The 20,349-nt window shown below is 58.6% G+C and carries 15 protein-coding genes and 2 pseudogenes; 11 read left to right on the forward strand and 6 right to left on the reverse strand.

Translation table 11 applies throughout. From position 1 onward, the window contains the following. Window positions 1-32: 32 nt before the first annotated feature. The 4 genes from OXH56_05220 to OXH56_05235 form a co-directional block, all read right to left on the reverse strand. The gene (locus OXH56_05220) at window positions 33-899 is read right to left on the reverse strand and encodes a serine protease (protein MCY3554705.1); all 867 of its coding nucleotides are present in this window, start codon (window positions 897-899) and stop codon (window positions 33-35) included. A gap of 643 nt (window positions 900-1,542) precedes the next feature. After that, window positions 1,543-2,556, reverse strand: a complete 1,014-nt coding sequence (locus OXH56_05225; protein MCY3554706.1) for a hypothetical protein — start codon at window positions 2,554-2,556, stop codon at window positions 1,543-1,545. Next, entirely contained in the window at window positions 2,547-2,888 is a 342-nt protein-coding gene (locus OXH56_05230) for a hypothetical protein (protein MCY3554707.1), read from the reverse strand. Before OXH56_05230 ends, OXH56_05225 begins: the two co-directional genes overlap by 10 nt. A gap of 151 nt (window positions 2,889-3,039) precedes the next feature. Next, window positions 3,040-3,519: a hypothetical protein gene (locus OXH56_05235; GenBank protein ID MCY3554708.1), complete on the reverse strand. Its 480-nt coding sequence runs from the start codon at window positions 3,517-3,519 to the stop codon at window positions 3,040-3,042. Between the two features lie 646 nt (window positions 3,520-4,165). Between OXH56_05235 and OXH56_05240 the strand changes: the two genes are divergently transcribed. From OXH56_05240 to OXH56_05250, 3 genes are all read left to right on the forward strand, one after another. Continuing rightward, window positions 4,166-6,706, forward strand: coding sequence for a putative LPS assembly protein LptD (locus OXH56_05240; protein ID MCY3554709.1), 2,541 nt, complete (start codon window positions 4,166-4,168; stop codon window positions 6,704-6,706). 297 nt (window positions 6,707-7,003) lie between these two features. Beyond that, on the forward strand, window positions 7,004-7,198 hold the full coding sequence (locus OXH56_05245; protein ID MCY3554710.1) for an integrase: 195 nt from the start codon (window positions 7,004-7,006) through the stop codon (window positions 7,196-7,198). Window positions 7,199-7,216: 18 nt separating this feature from the next. Next, window positions 7,217-7,498, forward strand: a complete 282-nt coding sequence (locus tag OXH56_05250) for a hypothetical protein (protein ID MCY3554711.1) — start codon at window positions 7,217-7,219, stop codon at window positions 7,496-7,498. Window positions 7,499-7,605: 107 nt separating this feature from the next. Here the strand turns inward: OXH56_05250 and OXH56_05255 are convergent, their stop codons facing one another. After that, window positions 7,606-8,727: a thiolase family protein gene (locus OXH56_05255; GenBank protein ID MCY3554712.1), complete on the reverse strand. Its 1,122-nt coding sequence runs from the start codon at window positions 8,725-8,727 to the stop codon at window positions 7,606-7,608. Window positions 8,728-8,944: 217 nt separating this feature from the next. On the opposite strand from OXH56_05255, the gene OXH56_05260 reads away from it, so the two are divergent. From OXH56_05260 to OXH56_05270, 3 genes are all read left to right on the forward strand, one after another. Then, window positions 8,945-9,076, forward strand: coding sequence for a hypothetical protein (locus tag OXH56_05260; protein MCY3554713.1), 132 nt, complete (start codon window positions 8,945-8,947; stop codon window positions 9,074-9,076). 1,004 nt (window positions 9,077-10,080) lie between these two features. Continuing rightward, on the forward strand, window positions 10,081-12,636 hold the full coding sequence (locus OXH56_05265; protein ID MCY3554714.1) for an Ig-like domain-containing protein: 2,556 nt from the start codon (window positions 10,081-10,083) through the stop codon (window positions 12,634-12,636). 85 nt (window positions 12,637-12,721) lie between these two features. Then, the gene (locus OXH56_05270; GenBank protein MCY3554715.1) at window positions 12,722-12,859 is read left to right on the forward strand and encodes a hypothetical protein; all 138 of its coding nucleotides are present in this window, start codon (window positions 12,722-12,724) and stop codon (window positions 12,857-12,859) included. Between the two features lie 87 nt (window positions 12,860-12,946). Here the strand turns inward: OXH56_05270 and OXH56_05275 are convergent, their stop codons facing one another. Further along, window positions 12,947-15,316, reverse strand: a complete 2,370-nt coding sequence (locus OXH56_05275) for a response regulator (protein MCY3554716.1) — start codon at window positions 15,314-15,316, stop codon at window positions 12,947-12,949. Between the two features lie 376 nt (window positions 15,317-15,692). On the opposite strand from OXH56_05275, the gene OXH56_05280 reads away from it, so the two are divergent. The 5 genes and pseudogenes from OXH56_05280 (at window position 15,693) to OXH56_05300 (ending at window position 19,770) form a co-directional block, all read left to right on the forward strand. Continuing rightward, window positions 15,693-16,292, forward strand: a complete 600-nt coding sequence (locus tag OXH56_05280) for a collagen-like protein (protein ID MCY3554717.1) — start codon at window positions 15,693-15,695, stop codon at window positions 16,290-16,292. A 622-nt stretch (window positions 16,293-16,914) separates the two neighbouring features. After that, window positions 16,915-17,361, forward strand: a pseudogene (locus OXH56_05285) (FAD-dependent oxidoreductase). Window positions 17,362-17,418: 57 nt separating this feature from the next. After that, on the forward strand, window positions 17,419-18,234 hold the full coding sequence (locus OXH56_05290; GenBank protein MCY3554718.1) for an FAD-dependent oxidoreductase: 816 nt from the start codon (window positions 17,419-17,421) through the stop codon (window positions 18,232-18,234). A 300-nt stretch (window positions 18,235-18,534) separates the two neighbouring features. Beyond that, window positions 18,535-18,900: pseudogene (locus OXH56_05295) on the forward strand (FAD-dependent oxidoreductase). A gap of 42 nt (window positions 18,901-18,942) precedes the next feature. Beyond that, complete coding sequence (locus OXH56_05300; GenBank protein MCY3554719.1) at window positions 18,943-19,770, forward strand: FAD-dependent oxidoreductase; 828 nt, start codon at window positions 18,943-18,945, stop codon at window positions 19,768-19,770. The last annotated feature ends 579 nt before the right edge of the window (window positions 19,771-20,349 follow it).

Genomic DNA, 20,349 nt, shown 5'->3' on the forward strand with positions numbered 1-20,349 from the left:
TCGGTCAGATGCCATAGTACCCTTGCGGTCTGTCACGGAAGTAGCGTCCCTCCGTTCCAGTTCCTGGGGAACGCCACGTAGGCATCGTGCGGAAAGTCCTGCTCGGGCTCGAGCACCAGCGGGACGTCCGCGCCTGTGCCCACCGCACCGGCCTCCGACAAGCTGGTCACCGTCCTGCCCGCTCCGGCGGCGAGATCGTAGAGGCGCCACAGCTCGTCGACGCGGAGGGCGAGCCCGGGGTTGTTCGAGGGGACGCGCATGGGTTGGCCGGTCTGGTCATCATAAACAACGCGAAAGATCCCGGCGAAGTTCATGCCGATGATGTATCCCTGGTGATCGAAGATGAGACTGCCGCTCGTACGGCCGGGCAGGTCCAGGTTGTGCTGGATCACCCGGCTGTTCCCGGGTGTCGGGACTTCGTCGTCAAAGGGCCTCAGCGCGCTGATCGTGCCGTCCCTGAACGTGGCGATCGGGACGTTGACCGCCTCCCCCGAGCGTTCTTCCGGAAACCCGATCGTGCCGATGGGCTGCCCCACCCTAAGTCCCTGGACCTGATCCCTGGGCAGGAAAAACGGAAGGTCCGTCAGGTTCGCGTCGATGGTCAGCAGCGCCGCGTCGGGCGAACCGGCCGTGCCGTCATAGTCGGGATGAATCCAGAAATACCGTAGCCAGTATGTATCGGAACCGCCGACCTCGGTGCCCGACTTGACGGCAAAGGCCCGCGGGTTGAGATCCTCGATGAAACTGGTAGATACGAGGACGGCCTGCACGACGTGGGCATTGGTCCAGATGGCATTCCAGAAGTGCGCGACGAATCCCGATCCCAGTATGTAGTTCTTCCCCTGGACCTGCACGCCGATCGCGTAGACCGCGTCATCCAGGTGCTGATCCTCGATCACGGCCGACCAGTCCAGTGTTTCACCGGGTTCGCCCTGCGGACCCGCCTGACCCGGGATCCCCGCCGGACCCGCGGCGCCCGTAGCGCCTGTCTGCCCCACCGGTCCAGCCGGTCCCACCGGACCCGTATCACCCTTGCAGGCAAGTAGAACCAGCATGAGCAACGGTATGCAAGCAGCGTGACGTAACACGAGTAGGACCTCCCGGTGATGCCGCGTTTTATTCAGTGATGGTTTCCGGAATACACTTAGTCGAAGAAAGTACAGTTTATCTAAGGATTAGTCAAGCAGGTATAGGGCGGAGGGCCTGAAACGCATCGAGTAGACGGGCGGAAGCGCATCGGGCAGATGGCTTGAAGCGCAACACCAGGCGGTCAAAAAGGGGTTTTCGAGGGTGATGTTCGAATGCGGAGCTTGCCCAAAAAGGCATAAAAAAACCGTCCGCCCTGTTCGGTCGCTAAAGCTCCTACTAAGGACGGACGGGAAGATACACGGTTAAACCATGTATTCTGTATTTTCGTGCGGTACTACTCGGGATGTGTTCCTGGAGTCTGGTAAGTGGCCATATCCTTGTTGGGTACAGCCACTCACCTATCGCAGGAAGCTATCCAACCCTTACTTACGAGTCCGGATTATCCCTCAAAGATTACTCGTCTGCCGGTGCGTCTTTGACCACCACAGAGATCAGTATACGTACAGGATCAGCACCCGTAGCCGTTAATGAAATGACGGCCGTGCGAGTTCCTGCCGCAAGATCAGTATCACCAGTACCATCGCCAGGACCGCCGCTGGGCGCAGGCGATACCGAAACTGTCGCAGATGCTGTTCCGCCGGATGTAGTTGTAACCGTGGCAGCACCGACCGTAGCGACAGCTATATCGCTGGATTCTACATTGACCGTACCGGCGATTCTTTCATCGGAAATGAGGTCGTAAAGATTCACTTGGAAAGTAGTGGTTGCCGGATCCCAAGCTGGGGATGCGGCGCCTCTATCCCACGTGAAAGTGTTGCCCATATCCGAGGTAGAAGCAACGATCTGCGTGGTCTTGACCTGGCCGGAAACGCTAACGGCGATACTGCCGCTCACGCCTTCCGCCGTCGCCATAATTTCGGCGTCGCCAGCGCCTTTACCAGTGATCGTACCGTGAGCACCCTTGTCAACCAACTTGTCGTCATCGTCCTTCCTTGCTGCGACAGTGGCAACGCCATCGTCGGTGCTCGACCAGGACCAGTCAGAACGCGGATCAATTACTTCGCCGTCTTCATCATGAGCCACGGCGGTGATCTCATCCTTATACTCCTGGCCCGCGGCCAAAACGATATCGCTAGGCCCATCAGCGGCCTCGTCACCTTCACCAACCATGAAAACGATCTTATCGATAGGTTTGGTAACGGTGACAGTGAGCTTACCGGCGATACCGGCCAACTCTGATTCAGCTTTGACAACAGCTTCACCGGCCCCGGCGGCGGTAATCACGCCGTCTTCCATGGTGATGGCTTCGTCGTCATTCTCGTCAATCGACAACGTAACCGGAATACCAGGAAGGGCCTTCCCGCTCTGCGCACCGGCAACAGCTGAAACCATCAACTCTTCGCCGACCCGCATTGTGGCCGTAAGGCCATCCGTCGCATCAGCCTTATCTGCGTCACCTACCACCATGGCGACGTGATGTGCTTGAGCCAACTGGATGGGATCAATGCCACCGGTGTCCGGGATTCCTGCCGGACCCATCGGGCCTTCGGGGCCTGCCGGACCTGCCGGACCTGCCGGACCTGCCGGACCCTGAGCGCCATCAGCACCATCAGCGCCTGCCGGACCCGCCGGACCTGCCGGACCTGCCGGACCTGCCGGACCCTGAGCGCCATCAGCGCCTGCCGGACCTGCCGGACCCTGAGCACCATCATGGCCATCATGGCCGGCCGGACCTGCCGGACCTGCCGGACCCGATGGGCCGCTTGGACCCGCCGGACCCGTCTTACCTTCGCATCCATAAATACTGAGAGCGAACGCAATCAGTACAACTATGAAGTAATGCATCTGTATCTCCCGTAGATGAGAACTGCACTTTACTATCTGCTCTTGTACATAAGTAAACAATCTATATGCGCTCCTTTCCCATATGCCCTCATCGTGGCATGGACACTAAAATCCAAGAGGTAAACGAATGAATGTATGAACAGATACCCAACTCCACTTATCGCGTGAAACGTTGTACTCTACAATTGCTCCCAGCCTGTTCCACACCGTGCCGATACCGGCGTTCGCCACCCAGGCTGTCTCATTGTCTCCCTCGCCCATGACCCGGTACGAACTTCCCGCCGTGGCCTGGACGTAACAGAACATGTCGTCATCCGATGTGGTGGACACCCTCAACCCGGCCATGACCGGGAGCGACGAGTAGTCGCTGTTGTGCCGGTCATACGACAAGTTGCCGATGAACTGAAACCGGTCGTTTAAATCCCCCGCCATCTCGACCCGAACGCCGTACCCGACGCCCGAATCGGTAAAATCCGCAAGACAAGAATAGGACCTGCTGCCGGACACGCCCAGGTTCATATCCAACTGGGCGTATGCATCACCACATGCAAGCGTGGCAATCAAAAGAAATACGATTCTTGCCATATCTCCTCACGAAAAGTACGGGTTTTGAACCCATATAATATGATTCACTTCGATAATGCAAGGAAAAAATGAATCTTTTTATTTCGTTGCAACACAATTCCTTACGTGCCGATTGCAACCATAAACTTAACTGACCGTATAAGTTTTCAAAGAACCGGCTTAACGCCCAACCCGGGTTGCGACTGTTCATCCGCCAACTTTCGATGAAGGGCAGAGAAACCTGACGTTACAGAATCGGCTGGCCGGAAGCGTGACCGGCCGGACCAGGCGGAATCTCCTACTCCATAATGAATTCCACCCGATATGTCAATACTAATTGCAAGTATAGTGCCGGCCTTCCGACGTGTCAAGTAGGTTTTCTTGTCGAATGCTCCTGTCCACCGGACTTCCGCGCCCGCCGGCGATTACCTCTCTCCTCGCCGGATGCATGTTGCCGTCCGAATGCCGATGTCATGAGACGAAACGCTTTCGCCGGATACCCTTTATCCTTAGATTACGGACCGAAGCATGAGGATCCAGTCGGCATCCAGTATATATTTCGTACACGAGACCGGGTCAACACAAATCTGGTAAATCGAGGCATATTATTTACATAATTTGCAAAAGAAGTCAAGTTTATGGTGGGATGACCGGCGCGGCGGGGATCATGACGCGCTGCATGCCGCACTACCTCCTGATCGGCCTGCTGCTCTGCCTCCCCGGAGCGGCCCTCGCGCAGTTCCCCTCCGGCGGTATGGGGAGCGGAGGCGCGAGCGGGGCTGGCGCCGAGGCCGATACGACCGGCCTGCCGGTGTTGGATTACAATGCGGATCGCATCGAGTACATATTCGCCGATACCACCATGGCGCTCATCGGAAGCGCCGAGCTGAAGTACGGAGAAGTCGAGCTTACGGCCGGCCGGCTCCTATTCAACACCAACTCCAATCTGCTGACCGCCGACTTCCTGCCGCCGGCGCCGGACATCGATCCCGAGACCAATACCTATCCCCGGTTGCAGGACGAGATGAACGTCGTGATCGGGGACCGCATGCAGTACAATATGAATACGGGGGAAGGGCAGATCTGGAAGGGCCGCACCCAGTACGAGCAGGGGTTCTTCGACGGCGAGCTTATCACGCTCAACGCCGACCGGACCTTCGAGATCCACAACGGTTCCTACACTACCTGCGACAATCCGAACCACCTGCACTACTACCTCAGGATCGGCGAGGGCAAGGTCGCCCCCGGTGACAAGGCGGTGGTCCGGAACGTGACGGGCTACATCCTGGGCATCCCGGTGGTTTACCTGCCGGTTTACGTCTTCTCGGTGAAGCAAGGCCGGCAGTCCGGGTTCACGGTGCCGAACTACGGCAGCGGCGTGGAGGAAGGCCGGTACCTGCGCAACCTGGGCTACTACTACGCGCCGAACGAGTTCTTCGACATGAAGACCACCGCGGATATCGAGGCCAAGACCGGGTTCCTGCTGCGTCAAAGGTTCCAGTACCGGCAGGATCGCCGGCTCAGGGGCTCGGTGCAGGGCTCGTGGCAAAGAAGTTTCGAAGGGACGACGACCGGCTGGGACGTGGCCGCCCAGCACCGGCAGGAAGTGATCCCGGACCTGACGATCCGCGGGCAGGGCAACTTCGCCCAGTCGCTGCGGTACCTGCATTCGACGACGCGGGGGACGGATCCCGGACAGTTGCGGTCCACGACGCGTTCCACCTTCGCGATCGACAAGAAGTTCGGTCGGAATAGCCTCAACCTGAGCACGTCGACGTCCAGCACGACCGGCCGGCCAAGCCGGCCCACCACCACGCTCAGGTTCCGCTTCGGGACGAAGGCGATCTTCAAGCCGCCCCGCAGGCAGACGCGGCGGGGCAGCATGCCGGACTTCAGCCGGCCCCGCACGGAGATTGAGGATCGCTGGTTCCACACCATCATGTTCGGGTTCAACAACACGCTTCGGAACCGCAGGAAAAACATAAGGGGCGACCGGGACACGGACCATCCGGGCCCGGATATCCGTTATCACTACACGCACGCAGCCGTCCGGACCTTCGCCAACGCCTTCAACCTCAGCGCGCCGCAGAAGATCGGGGGCTGGCTGAAGATCCGTCCGCAGGCCAGGTACACCCGGACCTGGGAACAGGATACCGACCCGGAAGAAGAGGGTAACTGGGAACAGAAGGAAGACCACACGGTGGGCATGTCGGTCAACACGACGCTCTACGGGCTCTTCCAGCCGACGATCGGCCGGCTGAACGCTATTCGCCACGTGGTCACGCCCGACATCAACTTCTCCCAGTCAGGTGGGAAAGGGGGGACGCGCGTCCGGAAGAGGATGAGTTTCTCCTTGAACAACATCCTGCAGGCCAGGACCGAACACGAGGGCCGCGAGAAGAAGTACAACCTGCTGTACGTCAAATCGTCGACCTCCTACGACTTCCAGTCCGAGGACCGCAAGTTCGCCGATCTGAGGACCACGGTACGCATCCCGAGCCGCCGGCTGAACCTGAACCTGTCGCTGAACCACGATTTCTACGATCCCGAAACCGACGAATTCCGCAGGCCCTGGCTGGACCGCATGACGCTCAGCGCTTCCCTCAACCTCGTGGGGCCGCGCAGGAACCAGGGCGATGAGTTCGGAGACGACCAGTTCGGCGGGGCGTACGGCGGGTATGACGACTTTTCCGGCGGAAGCTTCGGCGGCAGCAGTTTCGGAGGGAGCAGCTTTACGGGCGGCGGGTTCGGTTCGAGCGGCTTCGGCGACAGCTACGGCGGGTACGGCGGGTACGGCGACGACCGGTTCAACCAGCGGTTCGCCCAGGTCAAGGGTCCCTGGACGGTCCGCCTTTCCCACCGCTACTCGATCCGGCGATCGGATCCCGACGCCGAAGAGGGATTCACCACCAGCTCCCACGAGATCAGCGCCACGAACCGGTTCGCCCTGAACGATATCACGGACCTGGTCAGGCTGACCAACCGCGTCACCGACAAGTGGCGCGTGCAGCACTCGATCAATTACGACTACCGCCGCAAGGAGATCGTGTCCCACAGCGTGGACCTGTACCGGCCGCTGCACTGCTGGGAGTTCACCTTCCGCTGGGTGCCCAACGGCATCAACAAGGGGTTCTATTTCCGGATCAACCTGATTGCCCATCCCGACGTGAAGTTCGAGCAGCAGCGGCGGAGTGGTGGGGACGAGTAGGGTGGGTTCTGCGGTGGGAAATCCGGTACGCCTCAGGGGACGGATTCGACCGGGCCGGCCATGACACCCGCGGCGGTCTGGTTAGACAGGTTCTGAGCCAGCGGTGGTCCATCTCTCCTAATACTGTCCAGCGCAGCTTTAGTCCTTTTATCTCTCCCAAACTAAAAAAGATAACGTCCATACGAGAAACGCTTTCCGGCTTCCGACCATTTTTATTAAGGGCCGGGCAGGACGCGTCCAGCGTACCTGCGCATAGTACGATGACTCGTAGTCGGAAAAGGATAGATCATGCCTGTCATGCTTTCCAAAACTTATGTCGCACTCGTAGCCGCGGGTGCACCTGAAGCAGTCGCCAGCGAAGCCGCCGAAGAAATCGCGGACTTCGAGCGGAAACTGTCCTCCATGCAGAGCGACATCAAACTGATCAAGTGGACACTCGGGTTCGTGCTGGCGTGCGTCGTCGTTCCGCTGATCAAGTCGTTGCTTGAGTAGAGAGGTGTTCCAATGACTTTGCCCAAACGCGAGTTAACAGGCGAACCCGCCGGAGAAGGCAGCGGTTCGAGCAGTGGAAGCGGTAATGGGAATCGACTCAGGGATTTCAGGCTCGACCGGCTGGAAGTGTCCACGAACAACACTGCAGAGAAAGTAGATGATCTCAGGGATTCTGTGGTGAGGATTGAAGAGACGTTGAAACATGTACCTACGAAAGCCTACATACTCACGGTCATTCTTACCCTGGGAATACCTACCTTGATAGGCGTCGTGGCCATTGTTGTAAGATTGTTCAGGTAATTCACTTAACTGCGCGAACATCCTTTCCAGGAATGCCTCCCGCGGCCTCCCACGGCCTCCAGTGGCCGGGCATCCCCGTTCCCACGGCCTCCAGTGGCCGAGCATCCCTACCGCTCCAACAGGAACGCCCCCGCCATAGCGCCCGCGGCGCAGATGCTGACCAGGCCGTAGCGGGCGTCGCGCCGCTTCATCTCGTTGGCCAGGGTCGTCAGGATGCGCGTGCCCGTGGCCGCCCAGGGATGGCCCACGGCGATCGAGCTGCCGTTGACGTTCACGCGGGTCCAATCGACCGGGCCCGTCGGCGCGCCCTTCCAGCCCCTTTCCCACGCTGCTACGCTGGCCAGGGCCTGGGCCGCGAAGGCCTCATGGATCTCAACCAGGTCCATGTCGGCCATTGAAAGGTTCCGGCTTTCCAGGAGCCGGGGCACCGAGATGGCCGGCGCCATGAGCAGCCCCTCCGAAGGGTCGTGGGCGGCATAGGCCATGCCCCCGATGTACGCCAGCGGTTTCAGGCCGCATTCGGCCGCTTTCTCCTCGCTCATCAGCAGTACCGCTGCGGCGCCGTCCGTCACGGGCGACGAGTTGCCCGCGGTGAGCGTGCCGTGCTCCGGGTCGAAGACGGGCTTCAACGCGGCCAGGGCCTCGAGCGACGTGTCGGCCCGCGGCCCGGAGTCGGTCTCCTCGCCCAGCAGCGGGTGGATTTCCCCGGCGAGTTTCTCGCGCGCGGCCACGGCGTTGCGGTGGCTGGCCAGGGCCACTTCGTCCTGCCGCTCGCGCGGGATGTCCCACTCCTTGCAGGTCAGCTCCATGTGCTCGCCCATGGTCAGGCCCGTGGACGGTTCGCGGAAGAGGTCCATGGAGGCACGCGTCAGCGAATCGACCCCGCCGGCCAGGCCCACGTCGATGCGGCCGCCGGAGATGGCATCGGCCACGACCGTGACCGCCCGCAGCCCGGTGATGCAGTAGGAGGCCACGGTATGGGCCTCGGCGTTGATCGGCAGTCCCGCCTCGAAGACGAGCTCCCGGGCTAGGTTGGGTTTCAGCGGGTCGGGCGTCATCGTCCCGAAGACGACGGATTCGATCAGCGCCGAATCGATCCCGCTCCGGTCCAGCATTCCGCACGTGGCGTGGACGGCCATGGCCAGGGAATCGATTTCGGCAAAGGCCTTGCCCGACTTGATGAAGGGCGTCCGGCCGCCCGCGACGATGGCGACGCGCCTGGGGGTCATGTGGGGGGTTCCTTTCGAGTGTGAAAACCACATAAGTACAGGCCCTGTGGATTCCGTCCGGTTCAGCCACATCCAAGTTCATTAGGATCGTATTATATAAGGTATAATCTACCGGCGCTATGGCGAAATCGCGACGGGATTTGCGACATCGCCGCGTGTATTCCCGTCACGGGTTCGAATCGTAGGCAGCAGAACATGCAGATGGGCGGACTTTCGCGTGGACGATCTGGTTCGAAGGGGCATCCCATACCTGGCACTGACGATCGCCGTAGCCGCTTGCGATGCGAACAGCGCACTGGAAGGTATTGTACGGCAGCAGTCCCGGGAGAAACCCGGAGAGCGCACATAGTCTTGCATGCCGGCCTGTCTCAGCGCGCCCGGTAGGTCGCGGAAATGCTCGAGGCGATGCGGAGGCTGGCCGAGTTCCTCCATAGTCGCCAATTTCAGCCCTCTGGATTCACCGCTATTCACCGTGTGGTTCTGATCTCATGCGGCCAGATAATCGTTGCTGGATTTAACCACATCGGGGAGCCGCCCGCGCACGGTTCAAGACGAAAAGGCACTTATAAGCGCGAAATCACCTAATTACCACCAAATAGACTCGAATTTACACACAAAAAACATTCTAGTAGTTTTACATTACAGAGGATGTAGTTGATTTCCGAATCCAGCCGGTATCATACCCGTTTCTGATTCGAGACAGCCAGCGGTTTTTGACCGAGCATGGTGCCTGGAGAATAAAGAAAAACCGAATTCAGGTGTCAGCAGAAGGAACGATGGTACGTGTTCTCATTCTCAAAACCTGGTACTCGTGTGCTTACTGGTTGTCTTGCCCTGTTCGCCCTGGTCGGCTGTGGCAAGGAAAGTCCGTCAAAACCCGTCTCACCGCAACAACCAACTGCCCCACTTCCACCGCCTGCGCCGGTAGCAACCCGGATCGAAACATCTCAGTCGTCCGTCTCCTTCCATTCCATTGGTCAGACCCAGCAGTTGACCGCCACGGTTTACGATCAGAATAACGCCCCGATGACGGGCATTCCGCTGGTCTGGTCGAGTGATAACATTCGCGTTGTCAGCATTTACTCCAACAGGGGCTTGGTGACGGCGAAAGGTCCGGGCAGGGCCCGGATCACGGTGCGGAGCCTGACCCTGTCCGCGAGTATTGAAGTCGCGGTACTGCTTCAGGTCGTCGAACTGAAAATCGAACCTGCCGAGGCGATGTTTACGGCGCTGGGCGATTCGATACGGGTCGTCGCGACTGCAAGCGACCAGAACGGGCATCCGATCGATGGCGCCGTCGTGACGTGGTCGAGCAGCGACGAGAACGTGGCCACGGTCGGTAAGAACGGATGGGTGATCGCGGCCGGCAGCGGGACCGCACAAGTAATCGCGCAGTCTGGGAATTCAAAAGAGGCGATCGAAGTTTTGGTCATGCAGGCCGCAAGCAGTATCATCCTGGAGACAGAAGGAGCCTGGGCCGTGGCCGTCGGCGACACGATTCGACTGGCCACCGTTGTGCTTGACCGGAACGGACATCCCATTGTTGACGCCCTCGTGGAATGGTCCAGCAGCGATGAAACCGTGGCGACGGTCAGCCCGAACGGACTGGTGACCGCGGTCCAAGCCGGATCAGCCCAGGTTTCGGTCCAGTCGGGTGACGCGGAGGCCATTACCTATTTTGTCGTCACAGTGGAAGAAGTGGATTTGGACCTGCAGGCCCTGGTCGCACTGTACAACGCAACGGACGGGCCCAACTGGTCGGACAACACGAACTGGCTGAGCGGAGAACCCCTCCATACGTGGCATGGTGTCCGAGCAGACCACGATGGCAGGATCTGGTCGCTATGGCTTTCAGATAACCAATTGTCGGGAAGGATTCCTTCCGAATTGGGACAGCTTTCCAGGCTCGTTAACCTGTCCCTGGGGAATAACCGGTTGACGGGCAGTATCCCGTCCGAGTTGGGACGACTCTCGCGGCTTAGAAAGCTGATCCTTGGGGCTAACTTCCTGACGGGCGAAATTCCTCCCGAATTGGGACAGTTGGAGGCTATTCAGATTCTGTCCGTACCCTGGAACGAGCTATCGGGCGAAATTCCCCCCGAACTGGGACAACTTGAGCACCTGATAGAGATGAACTTTAGAGGCAACGAGCTATCGGGCGAAATTCCCCCCGAACTGGGACAACTTGAGCACCTGATGGAGATGTACTTTAGAAGCAACCAGCTTTCCGGTGACATCCCTGAATCGTTTAGCGGGCTGACCAGTTTAAGAATACTCGACCTGTCACATAACGCCAGACTCTCCGGAGGAATCCCAACGGCGCTGACCGGATTGATGCTGGAAGAACTGCGGCTCGATCTTACTAAGTTGTGCGTGCCCGAGAACTCTGGATTGTGGGACTGGTTGAATGCGATCCCCATCGCCCGAGTTAACACCTGTGTGGAGGTGGTCGTGGTGAATTCAAAGGCCATCCTTACCCAGTCGATACAGGACCTGGACTTAAGGGTACCCCTGGTAGCGGGTAAAGAAGCACTCTTGCGCGTATTCATCTCGGTGCCTGAAGAAACACCTATGCCGCCGATCACCGCACGATTCTTCCTGAACGACGCGCAGGTATACGTTACGAATCTCCGGACTGAGGATAAGGTCGTCCCACCAATCATTGACGTGGGAGACCTGGAAGCCACGGCCAACGCCATGATACCTGGTTCGGTCATCCAGCCGTCGCTGGAGATGGTCATTGAGATCGATCCCGAAGGAACGCACGACACACCCGTACTATTACCAGACCGCATTCCCGCCCGTGGCGCGATCACGGTCGCTGTGCACGAGATCCCACCGATGAGGCTGACCGTGATTCCCCTGGTCTGGACGGAGGACCCGGACGAAGGCTTGTTGGCCGAGGTAAACAGTTTGACGGCGGACTCGGAGTATATGAAGCCGACCATGACCATACTGCCGGTTCACGAACTCACCGTGAGGATACGAGACCCTGTCTGGGTTTCGGAAGAACCTGTGAACTCAGCTCGGATGCTGGATGTGACTCGGATGACTCGAATCATGGACGGCGCGGATTCGTACTACATGGGCATCGTGTATCGCGGTGGAGGATTGGCTTACGTGCGCGGTCTCGACTCCGTGTCGACATTCAATGGACACGTCATCGGCCACGAACTGGGACATAACTTCAGTCTGTACCACGCGCCATGCGGCAGGCCGGGTGGAATTGATCCGAATTATCCGTATCCGCAGGGTAACATAGGTGTCTGGGGCTTTGATATCTGGAACAACGAGCTCGTTCCACCGTTTACACCAGATCACATGTCCAGTTGCGGTCCGCCCGATTGGACCAGCGACTACAACTTCAAAAAGGCCATGGATCACAGGTTGTCAAGCACGGCGCACCGTCCCGACTTATCTACCTACTCGCAATCGGGCAAAAGCTTGTTGATCTGGGGTGGAATTGACGAAGACGGAGAACTCTACCTGGAGCCGTCATTCGTGGTAGACGCGCCGCTGTCCCTGCCGGCGGAGCGCGGACCCTACCGAATCGCGGCGACGGATCAGCATGGAAATACGCTTTTCGATACGAGTTTCTCCATGGGCGAGATCGTGTGCGGAAAAGGGGATGTCGAAACTGGCGGCTTTGTTTTTACCGTACCCCTGCGCGCGGACTGGTCCACCGGGCTGGCGCGTATCGGCCTGTCCGGACCCGAGGGATACGTGGAGATGACCCGTGACAGTGGTGAGGATAGCGGCACTTCCGCCGCGCTGCTGCTGGATGAAAGCACGGGAGAAGTCAGGGGTTACCTCCATGACTGGCCGGAACCGGAGTCATCCCTGGTGTCCGCGCGTCGTACGCTTCCCGAACCGGGACTGAAGGTCTTAGTCAGTACCGGGGTTCCCTGAGCGGCCTGACTGGACGAGCAGTTCCGGGAATCAACTCACATCGCAATCCTGCCGCATCCTGTCTCTCAGCATGTGACGAACCAGCTTGCCTGAAACGGATATGCTCAGACTGTCCAACCGCGTGACCAACAAGTGGAGCGGCCAGCACTCGATCATCAACGACTACCGCCGCAAGAAGATCGTCTCCCACAACATCGACCTGTACCGGCCTCTGTACTGCTGAGAGTTCATCTTCCGGTGGGGAAATCAGGTCATTGACGATGGACCGAGAGTGAGCGAGGCGACTTATTTAGAAGGGACTATCGGTTCTTTAGACACCGCCTTGTGGTCGTCGGGACCGAGCCATCCGGTACCCGACCCCGCGCTCGTTGAGGATATAGTCCGGGGCGCGAGCATCGTCGCCGATCTTGCGGCGGACTGACTTTACCAGGCTGCGCACCAGTTTGTTATTGGCATAGCCATACTCGCCCCAGACCTGGCGGATCACAGCATCGAAGGTCGACACCCGCCCGGCGTTCAGTGAAAGAACACGCAGCAATTCATACTCTTTAGCGGTAAGTTCGACCTGAACGCCCGCTACGCTTACCAGTCGCTGGTCGTAGTTGATGGCCAGGTCACCTAGAATAAACGGTTCGGGATCGGCCCTCCTTCGCAATGACGTCCGGATCCTTGCCACCAGTTCCGTAGACGAAAAGGGCTTGACCAGGTAATCGTCTGCTCCGATTTCCAGCGCCTTCGCGATGGTTTCGTCCCGTCCATAGGCCGAGATGAAGATGACCGGTAAATCGGCGAGTTCGGGCACGCTTCCCATCAACTCGATGCCATCTGCATCGGGCAAGAGCAGATCCAGCAGGACCAGTTCGGGTTCTTCGGCCCTGATAATGCTCGATATCTCGGTATGGTCACCGGTTACAATCGTGTCGAATCCGGATTCCGTGAGGGCGTCCCGGATGTATCGGAGCATCTGCGGGTCGTCGTCGACCACGAGGATGCGCGTCGGCTCGATAACTCCGTCTTTGTCTTGCGCTTCCTTCTGGTCCGAACCGGGACCGGCGATCGAAGACTCCTGGGCCACCGGGATGGTAAACATAATGCTCGTACCCTGACCTATGCCGGCGCTCTCCGCCCAGATACGTCCTCCGTGGGCCTCGACGAGTCCCTTGCAGATGGCAAGACCAAGCCGTGTGCCGGCAGTATTGGAAGAACGTTCGGTTTCGTCAAGTCTGACATGCTTTTGAAAAAGATACGGGAGCATCTCCGGCGCCACGCCGCTGCCTTCATCACGGACCGTGACTTCCACATATTGACCTTCGTGCACGGCGGAAACGAGGATGTTGGAGGATCCCGGGGCATGCCGCGCCGCGTTGACGAGCAAGTTGTTGAGCACCTGTACGATGCGCGAGCGATCAGCCATGACCCTGGGCAGGTTATGCGGGAGATCAGTCGTGAAAGTGTGCGTACTGCCCCCGCTCTGGAATGTGCTTCGCGCCCGATCGACCAGGAATGAGACATCGGTTGCCTCGGGCGCAACCGACAGCGTGCCCGTGTCGATGCGGCCGGCGTCCAGCAGATCGCCGATCAACCTGCGCATATGGTCCGCTTGCTCCATGATGATGCGGGAAAACTCGCGCGTCTCCGCGGGATCGAGTCTCGGAGACTCCTCCATTAGGGTGGCTGCCGAGCCCTTGATTGAAGTAAGGGGGGCGCGCAGTTCGTGACTTACCATGCTGATGAATGCGGTCCGCAAGCGTTCCATTTCCTGTATCGGCGCCAGATCCTGCATCGTGACCACAACGGACACGACCTCTCCTTTCTCTGTATGTATTGGCGTACAGTTGACCAGAGTCGAGATAGAACGTCCATCGGGTACTGAAAGCACCATTTCTTCGGCCCGTATATTCTCGGCGTGGACCAGCGCCTGTGACAATGGGAACTGATCCAGCGCGATCTCGCGTCCGTCGGCGCGCTTCAATGTCATCTGTTCCAACAACGCTTCCGGCGTACTTCCCGGTGTGACCAGGACCTCCACGATCCGTCTTGCCTCCCGATTTAACCAACTCGGCCGGCCGGTTCCGGCGTCAAAGACGACCACGCCCACCGGCGAGGTCTCGACCAAGGCTTCCAGGTCGGCCCTCGCGCGCAGTTCCGCCTGATATGTGCGGGCATTGACGATCGCCGCAGCGGCCTGCGAGGCGAACAGCACGAGGAAACCCTCGTCCTCGTCCGTGAAGTCTTCGCCGCCTTCCTTATCGGTAAGAAAGAAACTGCCGACATGCACTGTGCGGTGACGCATCGGCATACACTGGAAGGTCTTGAACGGAAGCAGTTCCGGGGAGAAACCCAGCAATCGTACGTAGTCCTGCACGTCCGGCAGTCTCAGCGCGCCTGGAAGGTCGCGGAAATGTTCGAAGAGTCTGTTACCATCCGACCAGTCCATTAATTGCCGCTGCTTCTCGTCAGTGAGGCCGGATGTGAGAAAATCAATGGGCTGACCTGCCTGGCCCATCGTGACGATAACACCGTAGCGGGCCCGAGTCAGCGCACGGGCGTTTTCAACGACCTCCTGCAAGACGGTTTCAAGATCCAGGCTTGCACTGATACGCAGACTTGCTGAGTTCAGCATAGAGATGCTTTCGCGCAACATATCGTTTTCCCGCCGGAGTTCTTCCACGCTTTTCATCGTTTGTCCTTTCTATATACCGCTGTTCATCGTGTGGTTCTGACTCGTGCGACTCAGTGGTCGCACTTGACTGACACAGCATTGCTTGGCTACTCAGGTGCATCCCTAAGGACGAGTGGACACATTCGTGCAATATATCGCGTTAATTACATTAAATATAAATCAATTCACACACAAATAACACTCTTAAATCGGTATATTTATCAAGACTTGTCACCTTGTACCCCAGAGTCGAGCCAGTGAGCAGCAGATTACGAGTATAGATTCGGTGTCAGGTTCCTATCGAAAGGAGGGTTGTTTATTTAACGCCGAAGTATTGCTATCTAACAGAAGACGAATACGGATGAACTTTATGGAATGTTAGGAGGAGTAATTCATGCGTTGCGTGATTTTAACATCCGTGTGTGCAGTTCTGTTGTTATCGTGCGAAGGACCGGTAGGGCCACCGGGACCAGCAGGAGACCGCGGACCGACAGGAGCAACAGGTTTACAAGGACCACAGGGTGAACCGGGACCGACAGGAGCAACAGGTTTACATGGACCACAGGGTGAGCAGGGTGAGCAAGGACCACAGGGTGAACAGGGCGACCCAGGTTTATTGTTCTTCGATCCAGTTTTTGCGGTGTCTGATCTTGTGATTGATTACGAGATGGATGAAGAAGAGTTAACGTTCGCCACCGTGAGTTTGACTTTCAAGAATATCACCAACATCACGTTGGATGATGCTGTAATTGAGTTTGCGGTTGTCTTTCGCAGTGAATCTTCTGTACTGCAAACGAATATCCTCACATTGGTCGACACGACCGGGACGGTGGAACCGGGGCAAACCATAACCCATGAAGATCGTATCGATGTAACGCAATTCTTCAAGCATATCCAAGACGTCGATTGGTCGTTCGGCATAAACAAACGTTCAGTTTTGCATGACGACATAAGATCCGAGGAAGATAGAGACGAGTTGACTCCAGCGGACTAGGTGTCATGCAGCGAGAGGCTCTCTATGAAGTATTGCCTGACGGGCGGCGCTTCGTAGTAGGACGCGGAGTTGTACAAAATGTCACCGATAGGAAATTGGTCGACGTACGGGTTCGCTATGATTTTGTCGATGACAGTGGCGAGAGATTGGACTTCGTTTGCGCCTGGGTGGTTAATGACGACGAGGAAGAGATATTGGAGCCTGGGGCTACCGCAAGGTATTCTTTCCGGCAAGCCGTGTCATCGTGGACCGACGAACCATTTCATACAATAATCCAGTTTCTATCCAACGACATAGAGTTGCGCCTTGTCAACCGTTCAGAGCAGTAAAAGGTGACTAGACATGATCCTTACAACAGGATACGCCGGTCAACCTGGTACATCGACCGGCGTATCCTGACAGTGAATGAGCCGGGATGAGGATATGCGCAGGTTCACGCGTAGGCGAAACTTCTACCGTCCAACGCCCGTCGATCACCATACATGAATGTACTCCAGCATGAGGACGAATAACGATGAATTCCAACAAGAAAAACACAACGCTCAGCCGCCGGAACTTTCTCGCACGGGGAGGCGGCGTCCTGGTTCCTATAGTCCTGAGCACCGCCTGCTCGGACAACGTCATGGGTCCGAACGTCAGTGACCCTCCCAAGGCGCGGCGGTCCATTCCGCCGCAACCCGATCCGTGGCCGACCGATCCGTGGCAGCCCGATAGGCAGCCCGAGCCAACGCAACCCGATGCGCCACCGGACGACCCGCCGGACGACCCGGCACCACCTGCAAATCAGGTCGACGTGATCGTGGTCGGCGCCGGCCTGTCCGGGATGGTCGCCGCATACGAGTTGGTCCGGGCGGGGCACGATGTCCGGGTCCTGGAAGCATCAGACGTAGTTGGGGGCCGCGCACAGACGCTTCGCGATCCCTTCGACGACGGGCTCATCGCCGAAACCGGACCGGCCCGTATCCCGCCCCACCATGACCTGACGCTTGGTTACATCGACCACTTCGGCATCGAGACATCACCCTTCTACACACAGGAAGGTGATTACCTCATCCTTCGCAATGAGGAGACCCGCGAACGGCAGACACCGGTCCAGTTCCTCCGTGGGAGAGAAACGTGGCTCAAGATTCCGGCTGGCACCGATACCTTGCCGATGGCTTTCGCCGATGCGCTCGGAGACCGTGTGCGGACCGGCTCGCCGGTGACAAAAGTGGTCCGGGATGAGAACGGGGTGGTGGCCATCTACGGGTCCGCTGGGGAGGAATTGAGAGGCAGCCACCTCATCTGCACAGTTCCCCTGCCGGTCATCGACAAGATCGAGTTCGACCCTGCCCTCTCGGCAGCGAAAAAAGCGGCCTTCGACGCCCTATCCTATGCGGACGTCACCCGGGTTTACGTCCAGTATTCGCAACGGATCTGGGAGGAGGACGGCTTGAGCGGATGGGGGTGGTCGTCTTTGACGGGGGAGATCTGGCATCCCACCTGGAACCAGGAGGGGCCTCGGGGTATTCTGCAGTCTTACTTGATTGGAAGCCTGGCGCGCAATGTCGCGGCGATGGGTTCCGACGCCATCGTAGAGGACTTCACTGGTCGTTTCGAAGGTCTGTTCCCCGGCACGCGTGAGGTTGCCGAACAAGGAACCCACTTTGCGTGGGAGGATCAGCCCTGGATTGGAGCGGCCTTCGCTGGTTACCGTCCTCCGTTCTCGGAAAACCCTGAATTGGCATCTCCCGAGGGCCCCATTCACTTCGCCGGCGAGCACGCCTCGGATGATCGAGGATGGATGCAGGGAGCCTTCGAGTCGGGCCTGCGGGCTGCCTCCGAGATCGATGAGACGGTCACCGGCGAGCGGCGTGCCAGCGCGAGAGTGGCCATCTCGCGGCGGCAGATGATGCGCCGTCTTGTGGGCAACCAGAGTGTGCCGGCATGGTTGTTGCCTTGAACAATCGCCCTGACCAGATCACAAGGTGAGCGCGAGACGCCCGGGCCCTACGCGCCGGTGGTTACCATGCTGTACACCTTACCCTTCCTAATAATGCCCACGTAGGCCTTCATGTAGATCAACCGGACATCTTCCATTCGCCGACGGTCGATTACCAGTCATGTATCTGCACCTACCGGAGACCGAATATCGATGAATAACGAACCGAAGAAGACAACGCTAAGCCGCCGAAACTTTCTCGCCCGGGGAGGCGGTGCCCTGGTCCCTCTATTCCTGGGTACCGGCTGCACAGACAATGTCATGGGACCGGACGCCAGTGACCCGACCGAACCGACGGCGACCAGGCCGACGTCATCACCTGTAGATCAGGTCGACGTGGTCGTGGTAGGCGCCGGCCTGTCCGGGCTGGTGGCCGCGTACGAGTTGGTTCGAGCGGGGCACGATGTCCGGGTCTTGGAAGCATCAGACGCGATAGGAGGCCGCGCACAGACGCTACGCGAGCCCTTCGACGACGGGCTCATCGCCGAATCCGGTGCGGCCCGCATCCCGCCCAATCATGATCTGACGCTCGGTTACATCGACCACTTCGGCATCGAGACATCCCCCTTCTATACGCAGGAGAGTGATTATCTCTTCATTACCGATCAGGGAGTTCGCCAACGGTATAAACCGAGTCAGTTCCTCCGTGGGCGGGACGCGTGGCTCAAGATCACGGCTGGATCCGATGCCTTGCCGACGGCTTTCGCCGACTCACTTGGAGACCGTGTACGGACCAGCTCACCGGTGACGAGAGTGTTCCGGGATGAGAACGGGGTGGTGGCCACCTACGGAACCGGCGGGACCGGGGAGGAACTCAGGAGCAGCCATCTTATCTGCACGGTTCCCCTCCCCGTCATCGGGAAGATCGAATTCGAACCCGTCCTCTCGCAAGAAAAGCGAGCGGCCTTCACAGCCACATCCTACCAGGACGTCACCCGGGTTTACGTCCAGTATGCGCAACGGATCTGGGTGGATGACTGCTTGAACGGATGGGCGTTGTCGTATGAGGAGGGGTACCAGGAGATCTGGCATCCCACATGGAACCAGGAGGGACCTCGGGGCATTCTGATGTCCTACCTGTTCGGAGACAAGGCACGCGAGGTCGCGGCGATGGGTCCCGGAGCCATCGTGCCCGGTTTCATTGATCGCTTCAATGGCCTGTTTCCCGGCACGCGCGAGGTTGCCGAACAAGGAACCCACTTCGCCTGGGAGGATCAGCCCTGGATTGGTGCAGCATACACAAATTACAGTCCTCCGTTCTCGGCGCATCCCGAATTGGCATCGGCCGAGGGCCCCATTCACTTCGCCGGCGAGCACGCTTCGAGGTATCGGGGTTGGATGCAGGGAGCCTTCGAGTCGGGTCTGCGGGCTGCGTCGGAGATCGATGCGACGGTGACCGGAGAGCGGCGTGCCAGCGCGAGAGTGGCCATCTCGCGGCGGCAGATGATGCGCCGTCTTGTGGGCAACCAGAGTGTGCCGGCATGGTTGTTGCCTTGAACAGTCAGAAAGTGAGTGCAAACCGGCCCGGGCGCAAGTTGTCGGCATCTGGAAGCTTGGCGTTATGGACTTTGACTGGTCGTGCCAACGGGCTCTCTGAGGTCTTTTTGAATACATTTGGTGTGTCTACCTATACGTGCGGGCATTGACGATCGTCGCGGTAGCCTGCGACACGATCAACACGAGGCGTTCCTCGTCCTGGACCGTCAAGTGCTCGCCAACTTCCTAATCGGTAAGAATACGGCTTACGGCGTGCAGCGCGCCATGACGCATAGGCTTGCACTGGAAGGTCCTGAACAGCAGCAGGTCCGGGGAGAAACCTAGCGCCCGTACGAAATCCTACACGTTCGGCAGTCTCACCACACCTGGCAGGTCGCGTAGATGTTCTAAGCATCTGACACCATCCGGCCATCACATCAATTGCCGGCGCTTTTCGTCGGTGAGGCCGGAGGTACGGTACACTTTCTGGCCAAACGCCACTCATTCACCGATAGTTAACTGACCCCAGAAGGAGGCGGAATACGGATGTCTGCCACCGAGAAAAAGTCAACGCTCAGCCGACGGAGCTTTCTCGCCCAG

This window comes from Gemmatimonadota bacterium, from assembly GCA_026702745.1.
Classification (GTDB): Bacteria; JAAXHH01; JAAXHH01; order JAAXHH01; family JAAXHH01; genus JAAXHH01.